Raw genomic sequence first — 23467 nt, 5'->3', positions numbered from 1 at the left:
TGTGCGCGAAAGAAGGTAGGAGCCTCTTTTTAATGAGCAGATATGAGAACATTCCTCGTTTAGGTGCCAACAAACACATCGGGGATCATGCGTTTCTTGCTGCTCCTGACCTTCCCTTGGAGCAACCGGGTTTCGAGCGTGTCGTGTCGAAGATCACTGCAGGAACTCCGTTTCTTTACTGCACGCTCCCCCCTGCCTTTTGGACGGCATTGGCTAAAAGCCAGCTGCCGCCAGCCTCTCCTTCGCGCTTGAGCGGGGCTTGCAGCGACGAGACGAGCGTGTTGCAAACTGAGCCGCTCGCTGGATTTTCCGAGTGCGATTTTGCCCGTGATATTCTGGACTGGTTCCAGCGAACAGACGCGGTCGATGACAGCCAGATTATCGTTCCCAACCGTGCCCCATGCCTGGGTTTAAAAGAGGCGGCCGCAGCCTCATGGGAGGCTGCCCGCGACCGCGAGGCGCTCGTTTCAGAGTGTGTTTCCCCGCGTTACATCCAACAGCTTGCATCGCTTGGATTCTCTGGCCATGAAATGACCGTTGCGATGATCACCGGCAAAATGCGCAAAATTCTGGACGCTTTGCGCCACCGGACTGTGATAACCGTCACAGAGACCGGGCACGCTGCTTTTGTAAACGCCATCAACTGCGAAAATCACATCTCCATTCTCGTTGATGCGCCTGACACAAATCATTCGGCAGATCTCGTTAAAGATCGCTTGCTTGAGGCTGTTTTTCGCTGTGAGCAAACGGACCAGCTGCCACCCGTGGTCTTGTCGAGCGCTGGCGGAGCTCTTGCGACATGGCTAGGAGTGCAAGTTTGGAACAGCGGCGCCGACGTTCAGTACATCGATTTGGGAGAGGCGCTGCATCCGTTGCAGAGCAAAACACAGTCCGCTGATTGGATAGTGCTGTTTCAACAGGAACTGAGCAAAGGCCTGGCGAGGATCTTGGGCCCGGATCACGATGCAACCCGGTCTCTGCGCAGCACGACAGGTATTCGGCAGCCTGATTTTGTCTCTTTGGCTGCGGCGCGCGGCGTTCCGTTGCCGGTATCCGTCGACGAAATACCGGCCCCTATGCCTGAGCGCCCGGTTCCGTTTATCGAGAACAAAATCTACGATCATTCGCGGATCGATGATTACTTATCGGTGTCCGTGAAGCGGAACCATCACGCAAATGGCGGACCGGTGTCCGCGGTCTTGGAGGAGATGGTAGCCGCTGCAATTAGTCTTCCCGAAAACCGGGAGGTCGTAGCTGTTTCAAATGGCACTTCCGCGCTCCAATTGGCGGCTGCAACTCACGGGATGCACAAGCCGCAAATGCGCTGGGTTTCAAGCGCATTTAACTTCTTTTCCTGCGGTATTGGCCACCTCGCGAACACCCAGATCATTGATTGTGACGTTAACGGGCGTTTCGATTTGGATGCACTCAAGGCATTGCCGGAAGCATCCTATGACGGGGTCATTTACACGAACGTTTTTGCGCAGCAAACTGACTGGGATGCCGTCGCAGATTTTTGCAGAGATAATGGCAAAGCTTTTGTGGTCGACAACGCAACAGGTCTCTTTGACCGCCCTTCCAGTGCGTTAAGAAGTGACGCGCCGATCGAAGCGATTTCTGCCCACCACACGAAGCCCTGGGGGGTTGGCGAAGGAGGTTTTGTTATATGCAACAAAGAACAAGCGCACCTCATTCGCAAACTTGCGAACTTTGGCGCTTCTCTCTCTGCCGAAGCAACACCTTGGGCGGCAAACGCGAAACTGAGCGATCTCGCCGCTGCTGCCATCCTTGATCGGCTTGAGCGCTGTGAATATTGGTCGCGGTTTTACAAATACCAAGAACGCAGAATGCACTTTATTGCCGAGGCATCAAATCGTGGGATTACAGAATTTGGCGACCCTACGCCTGTTCTTTCACCAAGAGCGCATACGCCGTTTCTTGCACCGCACCCTGTCGATGTTTTGCACCCTAATGTAGCCGGGCCGGTGACAATTGCAAAATACTACAAGCCGATGCGGACGAGAAACTCCAGTGCGGTGTCGACCCCAAATGCGGATGACCTATTCGCGCGAGTGTTCTGCCTGTCTAACGCCCCGGAAATGCGGACCGTTTCAAACGGGGAGATCATTGAACAGGTGCGCAGGCTGATAGATGCATTTTGATGTCGTGAGTGCGGTGAAATCTCTCAGCTCCTGGCTGAAATTTACAGCGCAAGCACATCGTTAAGGGCGTCTGCCTGCAATCTCAGTGAGTGTAACTGTCCAGCATCCCTTGAGATCAAATTCAGACGCAGTGGTAGCTCAGGGCAGGCTTCAACCAACGACTGCAGACTTGGGGTGGTCAAGCGTCGTTCACCATATCTTAAAAGCGAACATGCACAATTGAATAAAATCTCACTGCTTCACTAGGAAGGCTCATGCAACCTCCACGTCCTCATGAGAAAAACAGCGACTTCAACCTACGGTATTTTGCCCAGCGTTGTTTGCCGGTCCAGGCTCTTCCCCTGTCCTGCGCCAGCCGCTGTGCTGCAACCAGCCATAACCAAGTGGGTATGAATTAGAAAATGGTATCTCGCTTTTCAGTTGCCGCCGATATGGGCATTTCAGGAAACCGCATCGCCTTTCTCATTCCGGGAGAGGTTACAGACGGTTTTCTTTCACAAGTTGCGATGTTCAATGTGACACTGCGCAGTCAAAAAGCTCCGTTATGCGATGCGCGGCTTATCGCATTTCTGGGCTGCGAAGATGGTGTCGAAGTGCCTGAACGTTGGCGGCGTCATTTGAAGGACGTGGAATTTCGCTTGATCCGCAGACCTGAAAGCGAACGTCAAAAAATGGTTCAGGCTCCAATGCGTTTCATGATCGACGATCCTGATCTGGATTACGTTTTCTTGTGTGACGCGGATACTTTGCTGACGGGTGATTTGAGGGAAGTCCTTGCTCAGCTGGCCTGTGGGTTCCCTGTCGCCGGCGCGCTTGCTCACCTTCCTCCAAGGGGGATGGAGACGGCGGAAAGCTGGCAGGCATTGTCCACAGCAACGACGGGGCGGCCGATAGAGCTACGCTACAAATACACTCTGACACACCCGAATATCGCCCTTCGTGCGCCTTTCTATTTGAACCACGGTTTTATCGCCTTCAGAACCGACGCCTTGCGTGAGTTCCAGCAGCTCTACCCGGAGCTGCGCCAGAAAGCGGCGGACGTTCTCGAGATGCCCAACTTCGCCGGTCAAGTTGGCTTGTCTCTTACTGTCAACGCGCTGGGCTGGGAAGGCAGCGTGTTACCACTGCGGTTCAATTTTCCCAACGACATAAGAGCTTACGCAATGCATCCCTACGAGGGATCAGACATTCGCCTCCTTCACTATTTACGCGAGAACGCCTTCCGCAGATCGACGCTGTTTGCTGACAAAGCAGCCTTTGATGCGTTTATGGGCAGTGCCCCGCAACAAAGCGACCAGCATTTTCATCAAGCGCTGATGAATTTAACAAACGGAGAGTACCCCTTTGCCACAGATGTCACCTAACTATTTCGTTGTGACTTGCCATGGCTGGAGCGCAAGCAATTGGCTGGCCCATGCCTTGCATAAACACAAGGACGTAACCTGTGCACATAGCAGCGCACTTATTCCTGCAAAAAATGCAAGCGTCTTTGATGGTCGAGGGCTGCAAAAACATATCCCTGATCTCCGGAAGGGATATGTCGAACGGCAAACACGTTCTCTAATGGACACATACGCTGATTTTTCAAAAGATCAGCAAACTGAATTCGTCGGCTCGGTGCACAGTTACAGGCTGCGGGACCTGCCTGCTCAGACGAGGTTGATTGGCCAGACCGAGACAACAATTCCCGTGGTCAACCTGGTTCGCCACCCGTTGGATTTGGTCGTATCGGGGTATGGGCAATTCAAAGATCTCTTCCCGATCGACCTGAATGAGTTTTCCTGGACTTTGCGAAAGATTGTCGACCAAGGCCTGGACATCGCGGAAACCGTTTGCAAACGGCACAGTATCAACCCGGGCGATTTTGACACGGTGTGTTTTCTGGGCGCCTGTGTCGTTTTAGGCAGCTTGCGCATGGATCTCGATGCGCTCAACGAGGTGTCTGAAAGCGATACTGGTCCTTGGGACTACCGCGGTATTGTCCGCATGGAAGAGGTGACCAGAGACCGGAAAACATATGCTGAGTTGCTTGACCGGTTGAGCAACCACAAGCTTCAGGCAGACACGGAATATCTCGAATCTGTCTTTGAGGAAAAACGTGTGAATGTGCACAACCGTTCGGCTCCAGAAGGGACTGCGGCCAGGTGGCAGGCTTTGCAGCCATGGCAGCGGGAGGCTTTCAAAGCTTACCTAGCCTTATTCCAGCTGCAATCCGCATATGAAAGTAACGGATACGATTTTAGCTTCCTGGAGGAGACGTAATGGCTGATGTGGTTCTATTTGGTGTCGGGCAATTTGCCGAGGTTGCACGGTTCTATCTTGAATGGGAGGGGAGCCACAATATCGTGGCGCATACCGTGAACCGTGAGTATCTGACCACTGGTGAAAAAGGCAATTTGCCCATTGTCGCCTGGGAGGATCTGGAACAAGAATACCCGCCGGGCCAAGTTTCTCTCTTCTGCCCGCTCAGTTACCGCGGCATGAATTCTCACCGGCAGGAGATTTTCGAAGAGGGTCTGCGGCGCGGGTATGATTTCATTAGTTTCATCCACCCCAAGGCGGAATACTACGGAACGCCCGTGGGCAGAAACTGCATGATCCTGGAATCCAACGTGATCCAGCCTCATGTTGAAATTGGCGATAACTGTATCCTTTGGAGCGGCAACCATATTGGCCACCATACGCGTATAGAGTCCCACTGCTTCTTGGCTTCTCATGTTGTGGTGTCAGGCAGCGTCACAATTGGGGAACGCAGCTTCTTGGGGGTAAATGCCACGATCCGCGACAACGTTGAGCTGGGCAAAGCCGTGGTGGTCGGAGCTGGTGCTCTTGTGACCAAAAGCTTGGAGGATTTCACCGTCGTTCCGGGTCCCAAATCGGCCGCCTCAAAGTTAAAGAGCCATCAACTGAAGGGCATCTAGCCAATGTCGAGCACCCCATTCCCATCGGTACCCGTTTGGCAACGCCAGGGGGTTATTCTGCCTCCTGGGCTGCCGGGCGCCGGTTGGTCAAACCATTGCCAAATGCCAACGCCGCACCTGCTGCCAGGTGGTGAGATAATGCGAATGTTTTTTTGTGCACGCGATGAGAATAATCGCAGTCACGTTTTTTTAGCCGATCTCATGGCGCGGCCGCCGTGGACGCTGGTGAGCAAAAAGGCAACGCTTGTGCTAAGCCCGGGCCTGCCCGGAACTTTCGACGCCGTAGGCGTGATGCCGACATCCTTGGTTCGGCAGGGCAATGAGCTTTGGATGTACTACATCGGGTGGTCGCAGCGTTTAGATGTCCCTTACCATAATGCAATTGGGGTTGCCCGAAGCCTTGATAATGGTGCCACTTTTGAACGCTTTTTACCCGGGCCGGTCGTCGGGACCGGCATCTACGAGCCCTATTTTTGCGGCACGGCAGATGTCGAACGGCGCACACAGGATGATTGGGTGATGTGGTATATGTCGGCGACAGAGTGGCGAATGGACGGGGAGCGCCCTGAGCCACGTTACAACTTAAAACGCGCTGTTTCCCAGGATGGACTTCATTGGGACCATGGCCAAGAGGTGGCTATTGATTATCTGAATGAAGACGAGGGCGGCATCGCGCGCGCCACGGTTTTGCAAAAAGATGGAAGCCATTGGATGTGGTTCTGCTACCGTGGCGCGAAAGGTTATCGCGGCGAGGGCTCACAAGCGTACCGTCTTGGTGTCGCCTGGAGCCAAGATGGAGACACATGGGAGCGCCTTCCGGACCAACCCGTTTTTGAATCTCAGCCAGGAGAGCAGGACTTTGACGCGCATATGCAATGCTATCCTATCGTGTTCGGAGCAGGCGCGGAGAGTTACCTATTCTACAATGGCTCCGATTTCGGCCAGACCGGCATAGGAGTGGCGCGTCTTGCTTGCTGATCCTGGCTTATCAGAGGGCGGGGGGCTCTGCGCATTTGGCTGCAGATGCTGGTTTGCAGCCTCCCGGGGCGTGCTGTTCCTGCCCTCCAAATCTTGTCTGAATACTGGTTCTAAAGAACGGCGTGCCGCGCCGGCAGGGCAGGCGGGGCGATGAAAACCATCTGTGCGATGCAACCGTATCTGTTCCCCTACCTCCCATATTTTCAGCTGGCGAAGGAAGTTGAGACATTCTGGGTCTTGGATGATGTCCAATTTATCCGCAGGGGATGGATGAACAGAAACCGCATCCTGTTGAACGGCAATCCGCATCAGGTGACCTTTCCTTTGGCGAAGGCGCCAAGGGATGCATTGGTATGTGATATGCGTCTTGCCGATCAGTTCCAGGAGGCAATGGGGCGTTTGGAACGCACTGTAGAGCACGCATATGGCAGCACCATTGGTTACAGCCGGGTCAAAGAACTGCTGGAGCCACTTAAAAACCCAGCAAGCGACAGTTTTCTCGACGTGACGCTCCACTGCCTTCAAGCTTGCTTTGAGATTTTGGGTCTATCAACCAAACTCAGGCTGAGTTCGGAGCTCAATTTAAGCACGGAATTGCGCGGGCAGGACCGAATTGTGGAAATTTGCCAATCCGTAAATGCGACCCGTTACGTGAACCCAATTGGCGGGCAATCACTTTATGATGCAGAAGCCTTTGCCGAGAAGGGTATTGAGCTGTTCTTCCTGAAAGGTGCGTTGGCACCTTATCCTCAAGTCGGATGTTCAGAGTTTCAGCCCGGACTGTCGATTCTGGACGTGTTCGCGCATCTCAAGCCCAATGAAATCAGCTTAATGATGGACAGCTATGAATTGATCACAAAGGGCAATCAACCCGTCTGCAATGAACCGCGGCCGCCTGAAACCTGCCGCGTATTAAGCTGAGGCCTCAAAACCAGCAGATGGCAGGAGCGGCGGGGGAGGTGGCTGACAGTAAGACTTTTGTGGACGTGCCGCGGTTTGAAGCTGATCCATTTGGCCCGCTTCACTCTATACCCCCTTAAACCTGCTCGCGCCGTGAATGGCATGATGTGCGACCCAACGTGCACGTAGCTGTCAGCGATGTCTTTGGGGATGGCCGCATGGCGTTAGCAGGTGGCTCCACGGCGGAAAAGGCGGCGTGTTTGGGCTTGTCATCTGATGCCGCCACTGTAACACCTCACTGAAACAGTCCAGAAAATACCACAATGATTTCAAGCGTGTGGAGCGACATCAACGTGTTGTGGAGATTTGGTGGAGCCTAGCGGGATCGAACCGCTGACCTCCTGCATGCCATGCAGGCGCTCTCCCAGCTGAGCTAAGGCCCCAAACCTGTCCGCTTTTCAGTGTCCGTTCCGTTTCCGGTGCGGCCCGTCTTGCGGTGTGAGCGTCGTTTACGGGACGGCGGCGCGGGCTGCAAGCGGAAAATGCGCCGGGGTCCAATTTTTTTCCGGCACCTGCCGGGGCGCGGTCCGGGGAAGGCGCAAGGCTTCCCCGAACAGCTTGAACTGCCTCAGGAATCGTCGTCCGGCGACGACATGTCGGCAATGTCGTCCAGCGAGACGTTGTCGTCGTCATCGTCATCATCCAGGACATCATCGCCCAGATCGACATCGACGTCGTCGTCATCATCCAGGACCACGTCATCCGCGTCCAGGTTCTCTTTGGCCTTCAGGGTGGCCGCGTCTTCAGCATCTGCTTCGATCATCCGGGTCTTGCCGGTATCCAGCTCGACGACCTCGCCCGTGTAGGGGCTGACGATCGGGTCCTTGTTCAGGTCATAAAAGCGCTTGCCAGTGGTGGGGCAGACGCGCTTTACACCCCATTCTTCCTTGGGCATGTGGATCCCCTTGATTTACTGGTGAGTCGTATCGACGATTCCGGTGCCTTGCCATATGAGGGGGGCACTGTCAAAGCCAAAGCCTGGAAAGGGGCGCGCATGGCCGACTATCACCTGCCCGGAGACCCGCCGGTGCCGCTGACCCTGCGCCGGTCTGCGCGGGCGCGGCGGATCAGCCTGCGGATTTCCTCGCTGGACGGGCGGGTGACGCTGACCCTGCCGCAAAGCCTGCCGGAACGGACCGCTTTGGCCTTTGCCGAGGAAAAGGCGGACTGGATCCGCGCGCATTTGCAGAAGCATCCGCAGGCGGTTGAGGCGGCCTATGGCTCGGTGCTGCCCATCGACGGCCAGGACCGGGTGATCGAACGCGCAGAGGGGCGGCGCATCCAGCTGGATGCCGGCCGCGTCGCGGTGCCGGGGCCCAGCCCGGGGCGGCCGCTGCAGCGGTACTTGAAGGAGCTGGCGCGCAACCGGCTGGCCGAGGCGTCTGATTTCTATGCCGCCCGGCTGGGCCGGGGCTACAGCCGTCTGACCCTGCGCGACACCCGCTCGCGCTGGGGCTCCTGCACCGCCGACGGCGGGCTGATGTATTCCTGGCGGTTGATCCTGGCGCCGCCCGCGGTGCTGCGCTATGTCGCCGCCCACGAGGTGGCGCATCTTCAGGAAATGAACCACTCGCAGGCCTTCTGGGACACGGTGGAGTGTATCCATGGCCGCTGGCAGGACCAGCGCGCCTGGCTGCGCGAAAACGGCGCCAGCCTGCACCGCTACCGTTTCGGCGAATAGAATCAGTGCTTTGACCCTGCGGATGCCCGGGCTAAGCTGGCGCCAGTAGCTGTTGCCAGTTTCCCGGTCCAGAGGCCCGCCCCGTGTCAGACAAGCCGCAAAGACGCCTTGCCGCCATTTTCATGCTGGATGTCGCCGGCTTCAGCCGCATGATGGCCGCGGATGAGGCCGGCACGCTGAACCAGGTGCTGGCCCAGCAGCAGAGCCTGATCGCCCCTGCCATCCGCAGCCACGGCGGCCGCATCATCAAGCTGATGGGCGATGGGGTGCTGGCGCTGTTTCCCAGTGTGATTTCTGCGGTGGAGGCGGCGGCGCATATCCAGGCGGACGCCGCGCGCACCCGGCATCTGCCGCTGCGGATCGGCATCAATCTGGGCGAGGTGCTGATCGCCCAGGGCGATGTGTTCGGCGACGAGGTGAACATTGCCGCCCGGCTCGAAAACCTTGCCCGTCCGGGCGGTGTGGCGCTGTCCGCTTCCGCCTATGACCAGGTCCGCAACCGCATCCCCTATGACTTCGAGGATTTCGGCCAGCATGAGGTCAAGAATATACCGGACCCGGTGCAGGTCTATTTCCTGGGCGACGAGCTGACCTCGCTTCCGTCCCTGCGCCGCAGCAGCCAGCCGCCGAAAGTGCCGAAGCCCGCGCCGTCCAGGGGCCTGCGGCCAGCGGTGCTGCTGCTGGCGGTCTGCCTCGCAGCCGCCGCCGCGGGTGCCGGGCTTTGGGGCTGGCACTACGCCGCCCGTCAGTCCACTGCCGCTGCCCCGGGACCGGGCCGGCCTGCCGCCGCCGCGTTCGAGGGCAGCCCTGTGATTGCAGTTTTGCCCTTCACCGCGGCTGAGCTGCCACCGGAAACCGCCGCCGCCCTGTCCGAGGAGGTGATCCGCAGCCTCGCAGCGGCCAGCGGTGTCCGCATCATCGCCCCCGCCAGCGCCCGCGCAGCGGCCGGCCTGCTGCCGGAGGAGGCGGCGGCGCTGCTGGGTGCGGACTTCGTGGTTGCCGGCCATCTGCCCGGGCCGCTGCAGCAGGGGGTGCGGCTGGACATCCTGCAGACTGGCCCTGGCGGCGGCAGCCAGGGCGGGGCGGAGCCGCACAGCATCCTGCCGCCGCAGCCGCAAGAGACCCTCTCCGGCGCCGCAGCCGGCCTGGCAGACCGCATCCTCCGCTACTTCGGCAAGCCGCAGCCGGAACCTGCCCGCCCGGAAATCGGTGACGGCGCCGTGCTGCAGTTGTCCGCCGCCCGCAGCCTGATGGCGCAGGGCAACCGCAACGGTGCGCAAGCGGCGCTGCGGCGGGCACAAAAGCTGGCGCCGGGCTGGCCTGAGGCGCAGGCGCTTGCGGCCTGGTGGGAACTGGACCTGGTGACCGGCCCGGTGGCTGGCCTGCCGGGCCGGGCGGCGCAGGCCGCAGAGATGGCCGAGGGCCTGCCGCCGCAGCCCTTGGTGCTGCAGCTGCGGGCGCTGGCGGCGCAATTCGGCGGCCGCGCCGCCGAGGCGCAGCAGCTGGCCGGGGCGCTGGCCTCGGCGGCGCCTAACGATGCCCCGGCCCAGCTCATGCGCTCCTGGCTGCTGCATCTGGCCGGGCAGGGCGGGGCAGCCGAACAGGTGCTTGCCCATGTCCGCGTGCTTGAACCGGTGCCGCAGCCGATGGTCCTGACCGTGCAATCGGCTCTCCACCTGGCAGCCGGCCGCGAGGCGGAAGCCGCCGCCGCCGCCGCCGAGGCGCTGGCGCTGGAGCCCGCGGCGCAGCTGGCCTTGGTGCTGCACTGCGCCAGCCTGGCCGCACTGGGCGATTTCGACGCTGCTGCCGCTGCCTGCGCCCGGCTCGATGGGGTGCCGCTGACGGTGGATCAGGCTGCCGCGGGCTTTCCCTATTCCGCCTCCGCGCCGCTCAGGGGCCTGCGCACCGGCCTCAGCCTGGCGGGGCTTGCCGGCCGCCCCTGAGGGCGCGCGCAAATGCGCGGTTGACCGTGGCGGGATTTGTGATCACATGCCGGTATGACCGTTACAGCCCGCCCCGCCCAGGAAACCGCCGCCGCTCCGGCCCATGACCGCGTCTACCGGGCCTTGCGCACCCGTATCATGCATGGCGAAATCGCCCCCGGCGCCGCGCTCACCCTGCGCGGCATCGGCAGCGAATTTGCCGTTTCGATGACCCCCGCGCGCGAAGCGGTGCGCCGCCTGGCGGCAGAGGGTGCGCTGTTCCTGTCCTCCTCGGGCCGGGTGACCACGCCGGAGCTGACCAACGAGCGGATCGAGGAGCTGGCCGCCCTGCGCGCGCTCCTGGAGGTGGAACTGGCCAGCCGCGCCCTGCCGCGCGCCCACATGGCGCTGATCGACCGGCTGCAGACGATCAATTCCAACGTCGCTGAGATGGTCTCGAAACGCGACGCGGTGGGCTATATCCGCACCAACCTGGAGTTCCACCGCACCCTCTACCTGCGCGCCCAGGCGCCGGCCATGCTGGCAATGGCGGAAACCGTCTGGCTGCAGCTTGGCCCCACCATGCGCGCGCTTTACGGCCGCCTGCGCCGCACTGACCCGCCGCAGAACCACCGCCTGATCATTGCTGCGCTCAAGGCCGGCGACGAGCCCGGTCTGCGCCTGGCGGTGCGCTCTGACGTGACCCAGGGGCTGCGGCTGCTGGCGGGGTAGCGCCGGAATTGAATCAGGTTCCCAGGCGGCCGCGGAACTGGTACACTCCAAGCCTATGAAAAGCCGCTCAAATCGCCGCCTGGCAGCGATCCTGGCCGCTGACGTGGCGGGTTATTCCCGGCTGACCGCAGCGGATGAGGAGGGCACGGTGGCGGCGCTCCGCGCCATCCGCAGCGAAGTGGTGGAGCCGCTGACGGAGCGGCACGGCGGCCGGATCGCCAATACCGCGGGCGACAGTTTCCTGATCGAATTCCGCAGCGCCGTCGATGCGCTGCGCGCCGCGCTCAGCATCCAGGACCGGCTGCTGGCCCGCAATGCCGGGGTTGAGGCGGACCGCGCCATCCTGCTGCGAATCGGCCTCAACGTCGGTGATGTCATCTCCAACGGCGATGACATCCTGGGCGACGGCGTCAATGTGGCGGCCCGGCTGGAGGCCCTGGCGGAACCCGGCGGCATCACCGCCTCCCACGCCGCCGTCAGCTATGCCCGCCGCAGCATTGCCGCGGACTACATCCCGATGGGGCCGCAGAAGGTCAAGAACATCCCGGAGCCGGTGAAGGCCTACCGCGTCCGCAAGGCAGGGGGGAAGCAGGGGCTGACCGCCCGCGCCACCGGCCCGCGGGTGCGGCTGGCGATTGCGTTTGGCGCCTTTGTTGCCGCAGCCGCCGTTGGGGCGTTCCTGTGGACCGGGCCGCGGCCGCGGCTGCCGGACCTGGCCCCGAACCCGGAACAGGCAGTGCAGGCGCGCATGGCCTTTCCGCTGCCGGATCTGCCCTCCGTTGCGGTGCTGCCGATTGCCGATTCCACCGGCGACAGCGGCAACGCCATGCTGGCGGACGGCTTCTCAGAGGATCTGATCACCGACCTGTCGCGGATATCGGGCCTGTTCGTGATCTCCGGCAACAGCTCCTTTGCCTACCAGGGGCAGGAAATCACCGCCGCGCAATTCGCCGAGGAGCTGGGCGTGCGCTACGTGGTCGATGGCAGCCTGCGCCGCACCGGCGAGGCCTTCCGGGCCAATATCCGGCTAACCGACACCGCCAGCGGCCAGCTGGTCTGGGCGGAACGGTTCGACGGCGCGCTGGAGGACATCTTCTCGGTCCAGAACCGCATCGCGCTGGCCATCGCCCAGGCGCTGGAGCTGCCGCTGGACGCAGAGGAACGCACCGGGATCGAAAAGCTGGACACTGCCACCATCGCCGCCCGCGAGGCTTTCCAGCAGGGCTGGGAACTCTACGCGCAGTTCAATGAGCAGGACAATCTGGCCGCGATTCCGTATTTCGAGCACGCGGTGGGTCTGGATCCCGGCTATGGCCGCGCCTGGGCTTTCCTGGCGATGGCGCATCTGCGCCCGCATATCCTCCACCACTGGCAAGGCTACACCGCAGAGACCGGCCAGACGCATATCGGTCATTTCTACAAATACCTGCGCGAGGCTTCCCGGCACGACACGCCGCTCAATCATGTCGTCCGGGCGATGGTGCTGCTGAACCTGCCGGACTGGGAGGGGGCGTACGGCGGCAGCCGGGGCACCAATGAGGCCCGGCAGGCGGCAGCCAAGGCGATTTCACTCCAGCCCAGCGACCCTGAGGCGCATCTGACCATGGGCTGGGCGCTGATTGCCGCGGGGGAGCCGGAGCAGGGACTGGCCTTTGTCCGCGCCGCCATGCGGCTCGATCCCAAGCATCCCAGCCACTATGCGCTTTTCGAAGCGGCGGCCCTTTTCGCGATGGAGGACCTGCCGCAGGCTTCCGCGGTTCTGCAGGCCGAGCTGAAGCGCAATCCCCAGGCCAAGGAGCTGATGCCGGTTGCGGCCTCGATTCTGGCGCTCAGTGGGGATCTTCGGGCCGCGCGCGCCATGGTCGAGCGCTGGCACAGCGGCAACAGCACCGCTGCGCTTCCGGCCGCGGTGCAGGATTATTTTTTCATCCTGCGCTGGACCGGTGCCAGCCAGCATCTGAACCGGCGGCTGACGGACGGGCTGCGGCTTGCGGCGCTGCCGCCGGGGACAACAGTGGCGGGCCTCAGGGCAGAGCTGTCGCTGGCCGATGCCAGCACCCAGCGGCAGGCCGCAAAGGCGCTGGGGCTGTTCGGCGCCGCCGCGGCCCCCGCGGTGCCTGAGCTAACCGCTCTGCTGGACAGCCCCTCGGCGTTTGTGCGCAAGGAGGCCGCCAACGCGCTGGGCAGCATCGGAGCTGCCGCGGCAGCGGCCCTGCCAGCGCTCGAGGCCCGGGCCGATGGATCCCTGGCCGGAAAAATCGCGGCCCGCGCCATCGGACAGATCCGCACGGAACTGGCGGAGCAGTGAAACCTGCCGCGCCGCCGCCCGTCCGCTGACGCCGCCTCGTGGCGGCCAGCGGCAGCGTCCGGCCCGCCGCTCAGGCGCCGCTGGCGGGATAATAGGGCGAGTTCATCGCCCGGCTGGCGGTCTCGGTGACCGAGGCGTCAAACACCCTTGTGTAAAAGGCGCAGCCCAAGTCTGCGGCGGCTTCCGGAAACATGTTTACCGCAAAATCCAGCGCATGATCCAACGTGTCAAAAGCATCGAAGCCGCCCAGCGTCTGCGTCTGCAGCCCGCTCAGCCAGACCTTGTTTTGCAGCCCCGGCAGCATCTTCAGCGCCTTGTTCCGGGCCTGCCAGGGCGCATCCTCGAACGGCGCCGACAATTGCAGTTCGGTATAGACAAAGGCGCCGGGCACCGCCGCCGCGCCGCCGTAATGGACCGCGCCCATGTCCCGGCTGGCGGCCTCGGTTGCCCCGGCATCGAACACCCGCGTATTGTGCGCCACGCCAAAGGCCCGAGGCTCCGACGGGAAATAGCCCGTCACGAATTTGCGTGCGTTTTCAATGCTGTCAAAGCCATAGAAGCCGCCCAGCGAGTTGTTGCCGTGGCCCGACAGCCAGGTCTTGTTCAGGAACCCGGGTTGCTGCCGGATCGCCTCGTTGATTTCCTGCCAGGGTGCCTGATCAAACGGAACGGAGATGGCAACTTCGGTATAGACAAAGGCTTTGGGGGTCATGGCAGGTTCCTGTGCTTTGGGAAGGGAGGGCAGCAGCAGCGCGCCCGCTGAGGCGGCCAGCAGCTGGCCGCGGGACAGCCGCGATCGTTCGCGGAACTCCGCGTTCTTGAGGGTATCAGTCATGGTCGCTCCTGTAATGCTTGCGTTTTGCAAGTGGTTTAATGGCTTGCACGAGGACTTGCATTTTGCAAGTAAAAACTTTACGCAAGGGACATGACTCAATCGCGCAGCAAATACGACTCCGGATGTCCCGTTGCCTATGCGCTGGACATCTTCGGCGACCGCTGGAGCCTCCTGGTGATCCGCGACATGGCGGTGAAGGGCGCCCGCACCTATGGCGAGCTGTTGGCGGGGTGGGAGGGGATCTCCACCAACATTCTGGCGCAGCGGCTGAAGCAGCTGGAGGCGGCGGGCATCGTCACCAAGGCCAAGGACCCGGACAATGGCCGCAGCTATGTCTATGCGCTGACAGAAAAGGGCCGCGACCTGGCGCCGGTGCTGATCGAAATCGCCCTGTGGAGCGGGCGGCACAACCCGGCCGCCCATGCCATGACCGGATTCCTCGACAAGATCGAAGCCGACCGGCAAGGCGCCGAGGCCAGGATGCGGGCAGGGGAGCTGCCTTAGGATCATGCCCGCTGGTGCGCGTTTCAACGCCGGGGTTTAGTAATGCGCGCAGCGTGTTTCCTGGCGGCGTCCATGACACACCGCGCCGCAACTTGCGCAAGCGTCAGCCTTGGGCCCGGCTTTCATCCTGACGTGCTGATGCCTCTTCAAGGCGCTCCCGAAGGCGGCCAATAACCCGTTGAGCTGCAGCGAGTTCTTCTGGTGAAAGACCGTTGGAAAGCTCGTTCACCCAGGGGATCTGCCTCGCAATAGCGGCATCATACAGGTCTTTTCCCTTTGGCGTCATGACAACCAGCTGCGCGCGCTTGTGGTGCGGATTTGGCCGGAACTCAACGATGCCTTCTTTCTCGAGTTCGTTGACGATCCTTTGAATGCCCTGCCTGTGGACCCCCATGGTCCGGGCATGCCAGGCGACAGACTCCGCATTGTCCGCATATGCAATGGCTCCAAGTATCTGCCATCGCGCACTTGTCAGCCCAAGCTCGGAAACCAGGCGGTCACCGGCAAGCTGCAACCGGCCATTGAGCCGGAACACATCCAGTATCAGCGCTGTCACCGCTTCTCCCGCTTCGCTTCGTTGTTTGTCTGGCATGCTGGCCCCTCTGAAAGTTGACAATACGTTGTCAATGTGGTTTGCAACCCCATATATGACAACATGGCACCAAATTGAACGAACCTTCAAGGAGCATCCCTATGGTCAATTTCAAACCGCTCGATCCCGCGTTTCCCATCGACCAGCAATTGGGTGTGGAGACCGGGCCAGTCGTTCTGGTCAATCTCTTCACGGTCGACCCCGCTGAGCAGGACGCATTAGTTAAAGCGTGGAGAAATGACGCCCTCTGGATGAAGAAGCAGCCGGGTTACATCAGCACCCAGCTCCACAAGGCCGTCGGCGATGGCAGCATGTATATGAATTATGCCGTCTGGGATTCCGTTGCGGACTTCCGCGCGGCGTTCTCCAATCCGGAGTTTCAGCAGCAACTCAGCCACTACCCGTCCAGTGCTGTGGCGGCTCCCCATCTGTTCGAAAAAGTCGCCGTGCCTGATTGCTGCACATCCTGACGATTTTTTTAGTGGCAAGGAAAACTGGGAAAAAACAATGAAAACAAGGGTTCATGCCTTCGCAGGCGGCATCGGGTTCCTGATGATCCTTCTCTTCTGGACATCAACGGCAATCAGTGAATTACTTGCAAGCCATGAGGCTATCGCGGCGGTCAAGGCGTTGATCATGCAGGGCATGTTTGTCCTCATCCCGGTGATGATCATTGTTGGCGGCTCTGGTATGGCGATGGGGCGGCGGCGCAAGGATGCGCCGGCGAGAGCCAAGAAGAAACGCATGCCGGTTATCGCGCTGAATGGTTTGCTGATCCTCGTTCCGGCGGCATGGTTCCTGGCTGGAAAGGCTGCTGCCGGCGAATTTGATGGCACCTTTTATGCGGTCCAGGTGGTCGAGTTGATCGCCGGCGCAGGAAACCTGGCCATGATGGGAATGAATATACGGGATGGCCTGAAGATGACCGGCAGAATCCGGCGTTCCCGCTGAAGCGGCTGCAGACTTTCGAACCGGCCGGCTTCCGCATTTTCTTTTCAGGAGATGGCCGGAAGGACGCGTTGAACTCTCCGGCTGCTCCTGGTCCTGCCGCAAAGCGTTTTCAGTTGCCGGGCGCTCCGCTCAATACAAAAAAACCCGGCCTCTCAGCCGGGTTTTCCTGTCTTGTGCCAATGCCGAGGCTTACGCAGCCAGACCCTTGGAGCCGATCGCCAGGAACTTCTGGCGCCGGTCCTTAACCAGCGCAGCGGCGTCCATCTCTTTCAGCTCGTCCAGCATATCCTGGATCGCGCCGCTGACAGACTTGATCGCCGCCTTCGGGTCGCGGTGGGCGCCGCCCAGCGGCTCCGGGATGATCCGGTCGTTGACGCCCAGCTTGTTCAGGTCCTGCGCGGTCAGGCGCAGCGCTTCCGCTGCCTCGCGCATCTTCTCGGCGTCCTTCCACAGGATCGAGGCGCAGCCCTCGGGGGAAATCACCGAATAGATCGAATGCTCCAGCATCGCCACACGGTTGGCAGTGGCAAAGGCCACCGCGCCGCCGGAGCCGCCTTCGCCGATGATCACCGAGATCAGCGGCACGCCGATCTTCAGGCACATCTCGGTCGAGCGCGCAATCGCCTCGGACTGGCCGCGCTCCTCCGCCCCCTTGCCGGGGTAGGCGCCTGCGGTGTCCACCAGGGTGATCACCGGCAGCTTGAAGCGGCTGGCCATTTCCATCAGCCGGATCGCCTTGCGGTAGCCCTCGGGGCGCGCCATGCCGAAGTTGCGCTCGATACGCGACTTGGTGTCCGAACCCTTCTCATGGCCGATCACCACCACCGGCTGGTCGTTGAAGCGCGCCAGGCCCCCCATCACCGCCAGGTCATCGGCAAAGTTCCGGTCGCCGGCCAGCGGCGTGTACTCGGTGAACAGCGCCTCGATATAGTCCTTGCAGTGCGGCCGCTCCGGATGGCGCGCCACCTGGCATTTGCGCCAGGGCGTCAGGTTCTTGTAGAGGTCCTTCAGCAGCTGCTCCGCCTTGGCGTCCAGCGCCTTGGCCTCATCCGCCACATCCATTTCCTCATTCGCGCGCGCCAGCGCCCGCAGCTCCTCCGCCTTGCCCTCGATTTCGGCCAGCGGTTTTTCGAATTCCAGATACTGGGTCATGTTGCCTCTGCTCTGCAGGTTTGCAGCTATATGGCCTTAGCGGCGCCAAGATGCAACTCAGCAAGATTTGTGATCTAGGCTTATGCCATCACCTGAGGGCAGAGAGACACGAAGGAGACGCCGCAAATGGCCGCCAGCTACGAAGACCGGATCCTGCGGGTTTTGGCCTATATCCACGACAACACTGACGGCGACCTGTCGCTGGACAGGCTTGCGGATGTGGCGGCGATGTCGCGGTTCCACTGGCACCGGGTGTTCCGCGCCCTGACGGGTGAAACCTGCGCGCAAGCCGTGCGCCGGATCCGGCTGCACCGCGCCGCGGTCTGGCTGGTGATGGCGGACATGCCCATTGCCCGGGTGGCCGCCCGCGCAGGCTACCCGAACCAGAACAGCTTCTCCCGCGCGTTCTCTGATGCTTACGGCAGCAGCCCGGCGGCCTTCCGCCGCGACGGCCAGGTGCGGCTGCCCAACCCAGCCCTCAGAACAGGAAGCTATCCCATGTATGACGTGATCACCCGCACCGACCCCGCCCGCCGCCTGGCCGGCCTGCCGCACAAGGGCGCCTACCACGAAATCGGCAAGAGCTTCGAGGCCTTCGGCGCAATCTGCGAGAGCCGCCAGCTTTGGCCGCGCTTCGGCGCCGTTCTAGGGGTCTATTTCGACAGTCCGGATGAGGTGGCCGAGGCCGAGCTGCGCAGCTTTGCAGGTGCGGAGTTCACCGGCGAGGCGCTGCCCGAGGGCATGGAAGAGGTAAGCCTGCCCGGCGGCCGTGCCGCGGTGCTCACCTACAAGGGGCCGTATTCCGGAATCCACGCTGCCTATCACAGCCTGTTCGGCAACTGGCTGCCTGCGTCGGGGGAGGAGCCGGCCGACCAGCCTTGCTATGAGGTCTATCTCAACAATCCCCGCGACACCGCGCCGGAGGATCTTCTGACAGAGATCTGCTTGCCGCTGAAATGATTTCCCGCCCGGCCCCTTGCGCGGGGGCGGGCGCTCAGCCCCTGCAGGCCGGGAGTGCCGCTTGCGCTATTGCGGCCAGATCACCGGATAGAGCGAGGCCACCAGCAGCGCCGCCATGGTCCAGTTGAACAGCACCAGACGCCGCGGGCTGGTCAGGAACCGCGCCATCTGCTGGCCCAGCACCGTCCAGGACCCGACCGAGGGCAGGTTGATCGCGCCGAAAATAACCCCCACCAGCAGGATCGCCACCAGCGTCTGATCCGGCGTGTAGGCGCTGATCGCCGTGAGGGCCATCGCCCAGGCCTTGGGGTTCACCCATTGAAACGCGGCGGCCTGCAAAAACGTCATCGGGCGCCCCTCAGCCCCCTTGGCCTGCACCGGCGCCGCATTGGCGATCTTCCAGGCCAGCCACAGCAGATACAAAACCGACACCGCCTTCAGCACCGTGTAGCTGGCCGGGAAGGCATCAAACACCTGCACCAGCCCGGCGCCGACCAGCAGCACCATGAACACGAAACCCAGCGCCACCCCCAGCATATGCGGGATGGTGCGGCGGAAGCCGAAATTGGCGCCTGAGGCCATCAGCATCAGGTTGTTCGGCCCCGGCGTGATCGAGGAGACAAAGGCGAAAAGCGCAAGGGCAGTGAGGAGTTCATAAGTCATGCGCAAAAACATTGCGCTAAATTGGCCAAATGAAATTGCGTTTTGCTGTGCCTTGTGCGTATTTTTGCAACCAGTGGCGAAAAATGACAAGATAAACCAGCAAATATTGCAAGAACTCAGCCGCGACGGCCGGATCAGCAACCTGGAACTGGCGGAGCGGGTGGGCCTGTCGCCCTCCGCCTGCCTGCGCAGGGTACAGGAGCTGGAGCGCACAGGCGTCATCACCGGTTACCGGGCGGTCCTGGACCGGCAGAAGCTGGGGGTGGGCTTTGCCACCTATATCGGCGTCGGCCTGGGCGAGCACACCAAGGAGGCGCAGGAGGCGTTTGAGCGCGCCATGCAGGCGGCGCCGGAAGTGGTGGAGTGCCACAATATCACCGGCACCATCGAATACCTGCTGCGGGTCGAATGCGCCGACCTGCCCAGCTACAAGAAGTTCCACACCGATATCCTCGGCACCTCGCCCTATGTCACCGCGATCACAACCTATGTGGTGATGGGCTCGCCCAAGGATCTGCGGGCGTGAAATCCGGCTGAGGCTGGATTTTGAGTATTTGGGGAAAGATGAAAGACTGATGCGCTTCATCTTTCCCCAAATACTCATTGCGCTGCGTTGGCTTCAGACGCGCGGCTGCAGGTGTTGCGCACCCACCGTACGCTGGTCTCACCGGAACTTAAGCCGCTTTTGGCAGTCTTGCTCCCGGTCGCGATCACCCGCCGGGGCTTGGCTCCCCGGCACATTTGGAACCGGACCCCTGCCTGGCAGCGGGGCCGTGCAGAGACAACGTTTAGCACGCGGGCGGATACGCCCGTCCATCTCCGCCATTCTGGCGGCGCCGCCAGTCCATAATGCCTTCGCTGAACCGGAACATGGAAACAGGCAGAAACGGACCAGATATACCGGCAGGGCAGGGGCCTTGGCCGGGAGGAACGCGTGCTGTGCCGCTTGCGGCACGGGCAGCGCCTGACCTTGGGAAGGCGCTGCCCGCCTCCCCAAAGTCAGGCGCGCCCCATATGTTCCGCGAGCAAGACCCGCGCCGCAATCTCCGGCGAGGCCAGGACCGGCACCCGTGACTGGTCTCGCAGCAGCTCTGCCGCCCCGGCCATCGAGGCCTGCGCCAGCACCACGCAGGCAAAATCCATTGCCGCCAGCGCCTCGGCCACATCCTCTGCGATTGCAGCTGCAAAGCCCGCGCTGTCCCCAGCCTCGAACAGCGGCCAGTGCCGGCCCAGCTCCAGGCAGGTAAGCTCCGGCTCGCACGCGCCGAAGGCGCGGCGCAGCAGCGCTTCCGAAGGCCCGGCGGTGCTCTCCAGGCAATAGGCCATCAGCACCGGTCCGCCGGTGCGCGCCGCTTCCTGCATCATCGGCCAGTCGATGCGGATGGCGCCCGCGTCCTCCGCCGCCGGGCCAAGGGTGGTGCAGGTGCACAAGACCGGCCCGTCCGCCGCCGCAACCGCCCCGGCAATCTCTGCCCTCAGGCCCGCGTCAATTCCGCCCTGTGCCCGCTCCAGCCAGTCGGGGCGCACCTGCTGATCCAGCGCCGCTTCAGGCGCCAGCGCGCGAAAGGTTTCGACATGCACCTCAGCCGTATGCAGCAAGGTCAAATCCGGCATCTCTTCCTCCAACTAAAAAGGGCGCCCCCGCGGGACGCCCTTGAAACCCTCAGCCGCGGACCGGCGTCAGCTGCCCGCGATCAGCTCGGCCTGCGCCACAATCACCTCTGCCTGCTTGATTGAGGCGATATCGACCAGACGGCCCTTGTAAACGGTTGCGCCGGCGCCAGAGGCCTTGGCCTCTTCCATCGCCGCCAGGATTTCGCGGGCTTCCGCGACGGCCTCATCCGATGGGGTGAACACCTGATTGGCCAGCGCGATCTGGCTGGGGTGGATGGCCCATTTGCCGACCATGCCCAGGGTCGCGGAGCGCTTAGCCTGCGCGATATAGCCGTCTTCGTCGGAGAAGTCGCCGAACGGGCCATCGACCGGCAGGATGCCGTGAGTGCGGCAGGCCGCGACAATCGCCGCCTGCGCCCAGTGCCAGGGGTCGGACCAATGCTTCTGGCCCTCGCGGATCATGTAGTAGTTCTCCTGGGTGCCGCCGATGCCGGTGGTCTGCATTCCCATCGAGGCGGCGAAATCCGCAGCACCCAGCGACATCGCCTGCAGCCGGGGGGAGGATTTGGCGATCTCCTCCACATGGGCGATGCCTGCCGCGGATTCGATGATCACCTCAAAGGAGACCGGCTTGGTGCGGCCCTTGGCGCGCTCAATGGCAGTGACCAGCGCGTCCACCGCATAGACATCCTCGGCGCAGCCCACCTTGGGGATCATGATCTGGTCGAGCCGGTCGCCCGCCTGTTCCAGAATGTCCACCACATCGCGGTACCAGTAGGGCGTGTCGAGCCCGTTGATCCGCACCGACAGGTATTTATTGCCCCAGTCCACAGTGTTGATCGCCTCGATCACATTGGCGCGGGCCTGGTCCTTGTCATCCGGCGCCACCGAATCCTCCAGGTCGAGGTTGATGACGTCCGCCGCCGAGGCCGCCATTTTCTCGAACAGCTTCACTTTGGAGCCTGGGCCGAACAGCTGGCAGCGGTTGGGGCGCGCCGGGGCGGCGGGCTGGATGCGGAAGCTCATGGGGCAATCCTCCGGGTAATGACGTTTCAATTCTGCTGGGGTGAAGTGTTAGAAAGTTGCGCGGGCATGTGCAAGGGAATTTTGCAGATGCAGAAAGTGCCGCTGCGCTGCGGCGCCGGAAACTTTGCCGCAAACAGGCGCGCACCCGCCGGGCACCCGTGCGAGCAACCGGGTATGAGACGTGCATTCATTGAAAACTGGGCCCTGTTTCTGGGCATGCTGATGCTGATGGTGGCCAACGGCCTCTTGGTCACCCTGCTGACAATCCGGGGCGCGGGGCTTGGCTTCTCCGACCTCACCATTTCGATCATGCAGGCGGCCTATCCGGCCGGCGCCTTGCTGGGCACCGTGATGGCGCCGGGGATGGTGGCCAAGGTCGGCCATATCCGGGCGTTTTCGGCGCTGGCCTCTTTGGTGTCGATCTCGGCGATCCTGCACCTGTTGACCTCGGACCCCTATTCCTGGTCGGCGATGCGGTTCCTGGCCGGGGTCTGTTATCCCGGCATGTATGTGATCACCGAAAGCTGGCTGCAGGCAAAGTCGGAGAACAGCAACCGGGCGCAGATCCTGTCGATCTACTTCATGATCTGGATGGCAGGCCCGGCCATCGGCACTGCGCTGGTGGCGCTGCCGGACCCCAGCGGCAACCTGTTGTTCGGGGCGGTGTCGATCCTGATCTCGCTGTCGATCGTGCCGCTCTTGCTGTCCGGCATTAAGGCGCCGGAGTATGAGGTGCCGGACCGGATGCCGGTCAGGAAACTCTACCGCGTGTCACCGATGGCGGTGCTGGGCAACCTGGTCAGTGCCACCGCCGTGGCGGGCTGGTTCATCGCACTGCCGCTGTATGCCCTGTCGCGCGGGATGAGCCCGGCTGAGGCCTCCGGCGCGCTGGTGGTGGCCATGATCGTCGGCGCTGTGGTGCAGTACCCGGTGGGCTGGATCAGCGACAAGACCGACCGGCGGCTGGTGCTGATGGGGCTGGGCGTGATTGGCGCCGCGGCCTGCCTGTGGATGCTGGCGACCCCCACGCCGCAGGCGCTGGTGATCGGCTTTGCGGTGCTCGCGGGCGCCAGCCTGCCGATGTATGCGGTCTGCTCCGCCCATGCCAACGACCAGCTGAAGCCTTCCCAGATCGTGCCGGCCAGCGGGGCGATGGTGTTCCTTTTGAACGTCGGCCAGTTCGGCGGCACGCTGGCGGCCCCAAATATGGTCAGCATTGCTGACGGAAATGGCCTGCTGATCCTGCTCGCAGCCCTGTGTTTTATGGTTGCAGGCGTTGCCGCGCTGCGGCGCACGCAGGCTGATGCGCCAGAGGAAACCGGCTCCCAGCAGGCGATTGCGGTGCTTGGCGCGCCCCAATCCGGGGTGCTTCAGGCCGAATCCTGGCTCGAGGAGGAAAATAATGTCAGTAATAGTGACGTAACGCCGGAATCTCCTGTCAGGTAACAAAAGTGCAGAAGAATCTTGCGCCTCAGGGGCGCGTAGCGGCGGAATAGGTATGAACTT

At 62.0% G+C, this 23467-nt stretch carries 23 protein-coding genes and 1 tRNA gene; 16 read left to right on the top strand and 8 right to left on the bottom strand.

What is annotated here, in order from left to right; genetic code table 11:
• Positions 1-32 precede the first annotated feature (32 nt).
• From KUW17_RS13575 to KUW17_RS13550, 6 genes are all read left to right on the top strand, one after another.
• The gene (locus KUW17_RS13575) at positions 33-2162 is read left to right on the top strand and encodes a DegT/DnrJ/EryC1/StrS family aminotransferase (protein ID WP_222479995.1); all 2130 of its coding nucleotides are present in this window, start codon (positions 33-35) and stop codon (positions 2160-2162) included.
• A 401-nt stretch (positions 2163-2563) separates the two neighbouring features.
• Complete coding sequence (locus tag KUW17_RS13570; RefSeq protein WP_222479993.1) at positions 2564-3526, top strand: hypothetical protein; 963 nt, start codon at positions 2564-2566, stop codon at positions 3524-3526.
• The gene (locus KUW17_RS13565; protein ID WP_222479991.1) at positions 3516-4424 is read left to right on the top strand and encodes a hypothetical protein; all 909 of its coding nucleotides are present in this window, start codon (positions 3516-3518) and stop codon (positions 4422-4424) included. Before KUW17_RS13570 ends, KUW17_RS13565 begins: the two co-directional genes overlap by 11 nt.
• A complete protein-coding gene (locus KUW17_RS13560; protein ID WP_222479989.1) occupies positions 4424-5083 on the top strand; it encodes an acetyltransferase in 660 nt (219 codons plus the stop codon). Before KUW17_RS13565 ends, KUW17_RS13560 begins: the two co-directional genes overlap by 1 nt.
• A gap of 102 nt (positions 5084-5185) precedes the next feature.
• The gene (locus tag KUW17_RS13555) at positions 5186-6061 is read left to right on the top strand and encodes a hypothetical protein (RefSeq protein ID WP_222479987.1); all 876 of its coding nucleotides are present in this window, start codon (positions 5186-5188) and stop codon (positions 6059-6061) included.
• 150 nt (positions 6062-6211) lie between these two features.
• A complete protein-coding gene (locus tag KUW17_RS13550; protein ID WP_222479985.1) occupies positions 6212-6982 on the top strand; it encodes a WbqC family protein in 771 nt (256 codons plus the stop codon).
• Between the two features lie 346 nt (positions 6983-7328).
• Here KUW17_RS13550 and KUW17_RS13545 read toward each other — a convergent pair.
• Positions 7329-7404, bottom strand: a tRNA-Ala gene (locus KUW17_RS13545).
• 185 nt (positions 7405-7589) lie between these two features.
• Positions 7590-7916 carry a TIGR02300 family protein gene (locus KUW17_RS13540; protein ID WP_222479983.1) on the bottom strand — a complete coding sequence of 109 codons (327 nt, stop codon included), beginning with the start codon at positions 7914-7916 and terminating at the stop codon, positions 7590-7592.
• Between the two features lie 99 nt (positions 7917-8015).
• Between KUW17_RS13540 and KUW17_RS13535 the strand changes: the two genes are divergently transcribed.
• The 4 genes from KUW17_RS13535 (at position 8016) to KUW17_RS13520 (ending at position 13664) form a co-directional block, all read left to right on the top strand.
• Positions 8016-8702 (top strand): M48 family metallopeptidase, encoded by a 687-nt coding sequence (locus tag KUW17_RS13535; RefSeq protein ID WP_222479981.1) that lies wholly within the window; start codon positions 8016-8018, stop codon positions 8700-8702.
• 122 nt (positions 8703-8824) lie between these two features.
• Complete coding sequence (locus KUW17_RS13530) at positions 8825-10645, top strand: adenylate/guanylate cyclase domain-containing protein (RefSeq protein ID WP_261397204.1); 1821 nt, start codon at positions 8825-8827, stop codon at positions 10643-10645.
• 54 nt (positions 10646-10699) lie between these two features.
• Positions 10700-11356 carry a GntR family transcriptional regulator gene (locus tag KUW17_RS13525; protein WP_222479977.1) on the top strand — a complete coding sequence of 219 codons (657 nt, stop codon included), beginning with the start codon at positions 10700-10702 and terminating at the stop codon, positions 11354-11356.
• Between the two features lie 55 nt (positions 11357-11411).
• Positions 11412-13664, top strand: a complete 2253-nt coding sequence (locus KUW17_RS13520; RefSeq protein ID WP_222479975.1) for a tetratricopeptide repeat protein — start codon at positions 11412-11414, stop codon at positions 13662-13664.
• A gap of 70 nt (positions 13665-13734) precedes the next feature.
• Here KUW17_RS13520 and KUW17_RS13515 read toward each other — a convergent pair whose 3' ends face one another.
• Positions 13735-14499 carry a YdhR family protein gene (locus KUW17_RS13515; protein ID WP_222479973.1) on the bottom strand — a complete coding sequence of 255 codons (765 nt, stop codon included), beginning with the start codon at positions 14497-14499 and terminating at the stop codon, positions 13735-13737.
• A 90-nt stretch (positions 14500-14589) separates the two neighbouring features.
• Here KUW17_RS13515 and KUW17_RS13510 point away from each other — a divergent pair, with 90 nt between their 5' ends.
• Positions 14590-15003 carry a winged helix-turn-helix transcriptional regulator gene (locus KUW17_RS13510; protein ID WP_222479971.1) on the top strand — a complete coding sequence of 138 codons (414 nt, stop codon included), beginning with the start codon at positions 14590-14592 and terminating at the stop codon, positions 15001-15003.
• 103 nt (positions 15004-15106) lie between these two features.
• Here the strand turns inward: KUW17_RS13510 and KUW17_RS13505 are convergent, their stop codons facing one another.
• Positions 15107-15595 (bottom strand): MarR family winged helix-turn-helix transcriptional regulator, encoded by a 489-nt coding sequence (locus KUW17_RS13505; RefSeq protein WP_222479969.1) that lies wholly within the window; start codon positions 15593-15595, stop codon positions 15107-15109.
• Positions 15596-15696: 101 nt separating this feature from the next.
• On the opposite strand from KUW17_RS13505, the gene KUW17_RS13500 reads away from it, so the two are divergent.
• The gene (locus KUW17_RS13500; protein ID WP_222479967.1) at positions 15697-16065 is read left to right on the top strand and encodes an antibiotic biosynthesis monooxygenase family protein; all 369 of its coding nucleotides are present in this window, start codon (positions 15697-15699) and stop codon (positions 16063-16065) included.
• A 37-nt stretch (positions 16066-16102) separates the two neighbouring features.
• Positions 16103-16546, top strand: a complete 444-nt coding sequence (locus KUW17_RS13495) for a hypothetical protein (protein ID WP_222479965.1) — start codon at positions 16103-16105, stop codon at positions 16544-16546.
• Between the two features lie 189 nt (positions 16547-16735).
• Here the strand turns inward: KUW17_RS13495 and KUW17_RS13490 are convergent, their stop codons facing one another.
• On the bottom strand, positions 16736-17698 hold the full coding sequence (locus KUW17_RS13490; RefSeq protein ID WP_222479962.1) for an acetyl-CoA carboxylase carboxyltransferase subunit alpha: 963 nt from the start codon (positions 17696-17698) through the stop codon (positions 16736-16738).
• 126 nt (positions 17699-17824) lie between these two features.
• Here KUW17_RS13490 and KUW17_RS13485 point away from each other — a divergent pair, with 126 nt between their 5' ends.
• Positions 17825-18658: a GyrI-like domain-containing protein gene (locus KUW17_RS13485; RefSeq protein WP_222479960.1), complete on the top strand. Its 834-nt coding sequence runs from the start codon at positions 17825-17827 to the stop codon at positions 18656-18658.
• Between the two features lie 66 nt (positions 18659-18724).
• On the opposite strand, the gene KUW17_RS13480 is transcribed toward KUW17_RS13485, so the two are convergent.
• Positions 18725-19321 (bottom strand): LysE family translocator, encoded by a 597-nt coding sequence (locus KUW17_RS13480; RefSeq protein WP_222479958.1) that lies wholly within the window; start codon positions 19319-19321, stop codon positions 18725-18727.
• A gap of 73 nt (positions 19322-19394) precedes the next feature.
• Here KUW17_RS13480 and KUW17_RS13475 point away from each other — a divergent pair, with 73 nt between their 5' ends.
• A complete protein-coding gene (locus KUW17_RS13475) occupies positions 19395-19847 on the top strand; it encodes an Lrp/AsnC family transcriptional regulator (RefSeq protein WP_039183969.1) in 453 nt (150 codons plus the stop codon).
• Between the two features lie 473 nt (positions 19848-20320).
• Here KUW17_RS13475 and KUW17_RS13470 read toward each other — a convergent pair whose 3' ends face one another.
• Entirely contained in the window at positions 20321-20935 is a 615-nt protein-coding gene (locus KUW17_RS13470; RefSeq protein WP_222479956.1) for a hypothetical protein, read from the bottom strand.
• Between the two features lie 66 nt (positions 20936-21001).
• Positions 21002-21961 carry an L-malyl-CoA/beta-methylmalyl-CoA lyase gene (locus KUW17_RS13465; protein WP_222479954.1) on the bottom strand — a complete coding sequence of 320 codons (960 nt, stop codon included), beginning with the start codon at positions 21959-21961 and terminating at the stop codon, positions 21002-21004.
• Between the two features lie 174 nt (positions 21962-22135).
• Between KUW17_RS13465 and KUW17_RS13460 the strand changes: the two genes are divergently transcribed.
• Positions 22136-23407, top strand: coding sequence for an MFS transporter (locus tag KUW17_RS13460; RefSeq protein WP_222479952.1), 1272 nt, complete (start codon positions 22136-22138; stop codon positions 23405-23407).
• Positions 23408-23467 lie beyond the last annotated feature (60 nt).

This window comes from Leisingera aquaemixtae, from assembly GCF_019801145.1.
Taxonomy (GTDB): Bacteria; Pseudomonadota; Alphaproteobacteria; order Rhodobacterales; family Rhodobacteraceae; genus Leisingera; species Leisingera aquaemixtae_A.
Note: the sequence above shows the minus strand (reverse complement) of the source record. Positions and strands in the feature narration are given on the sequence as shown.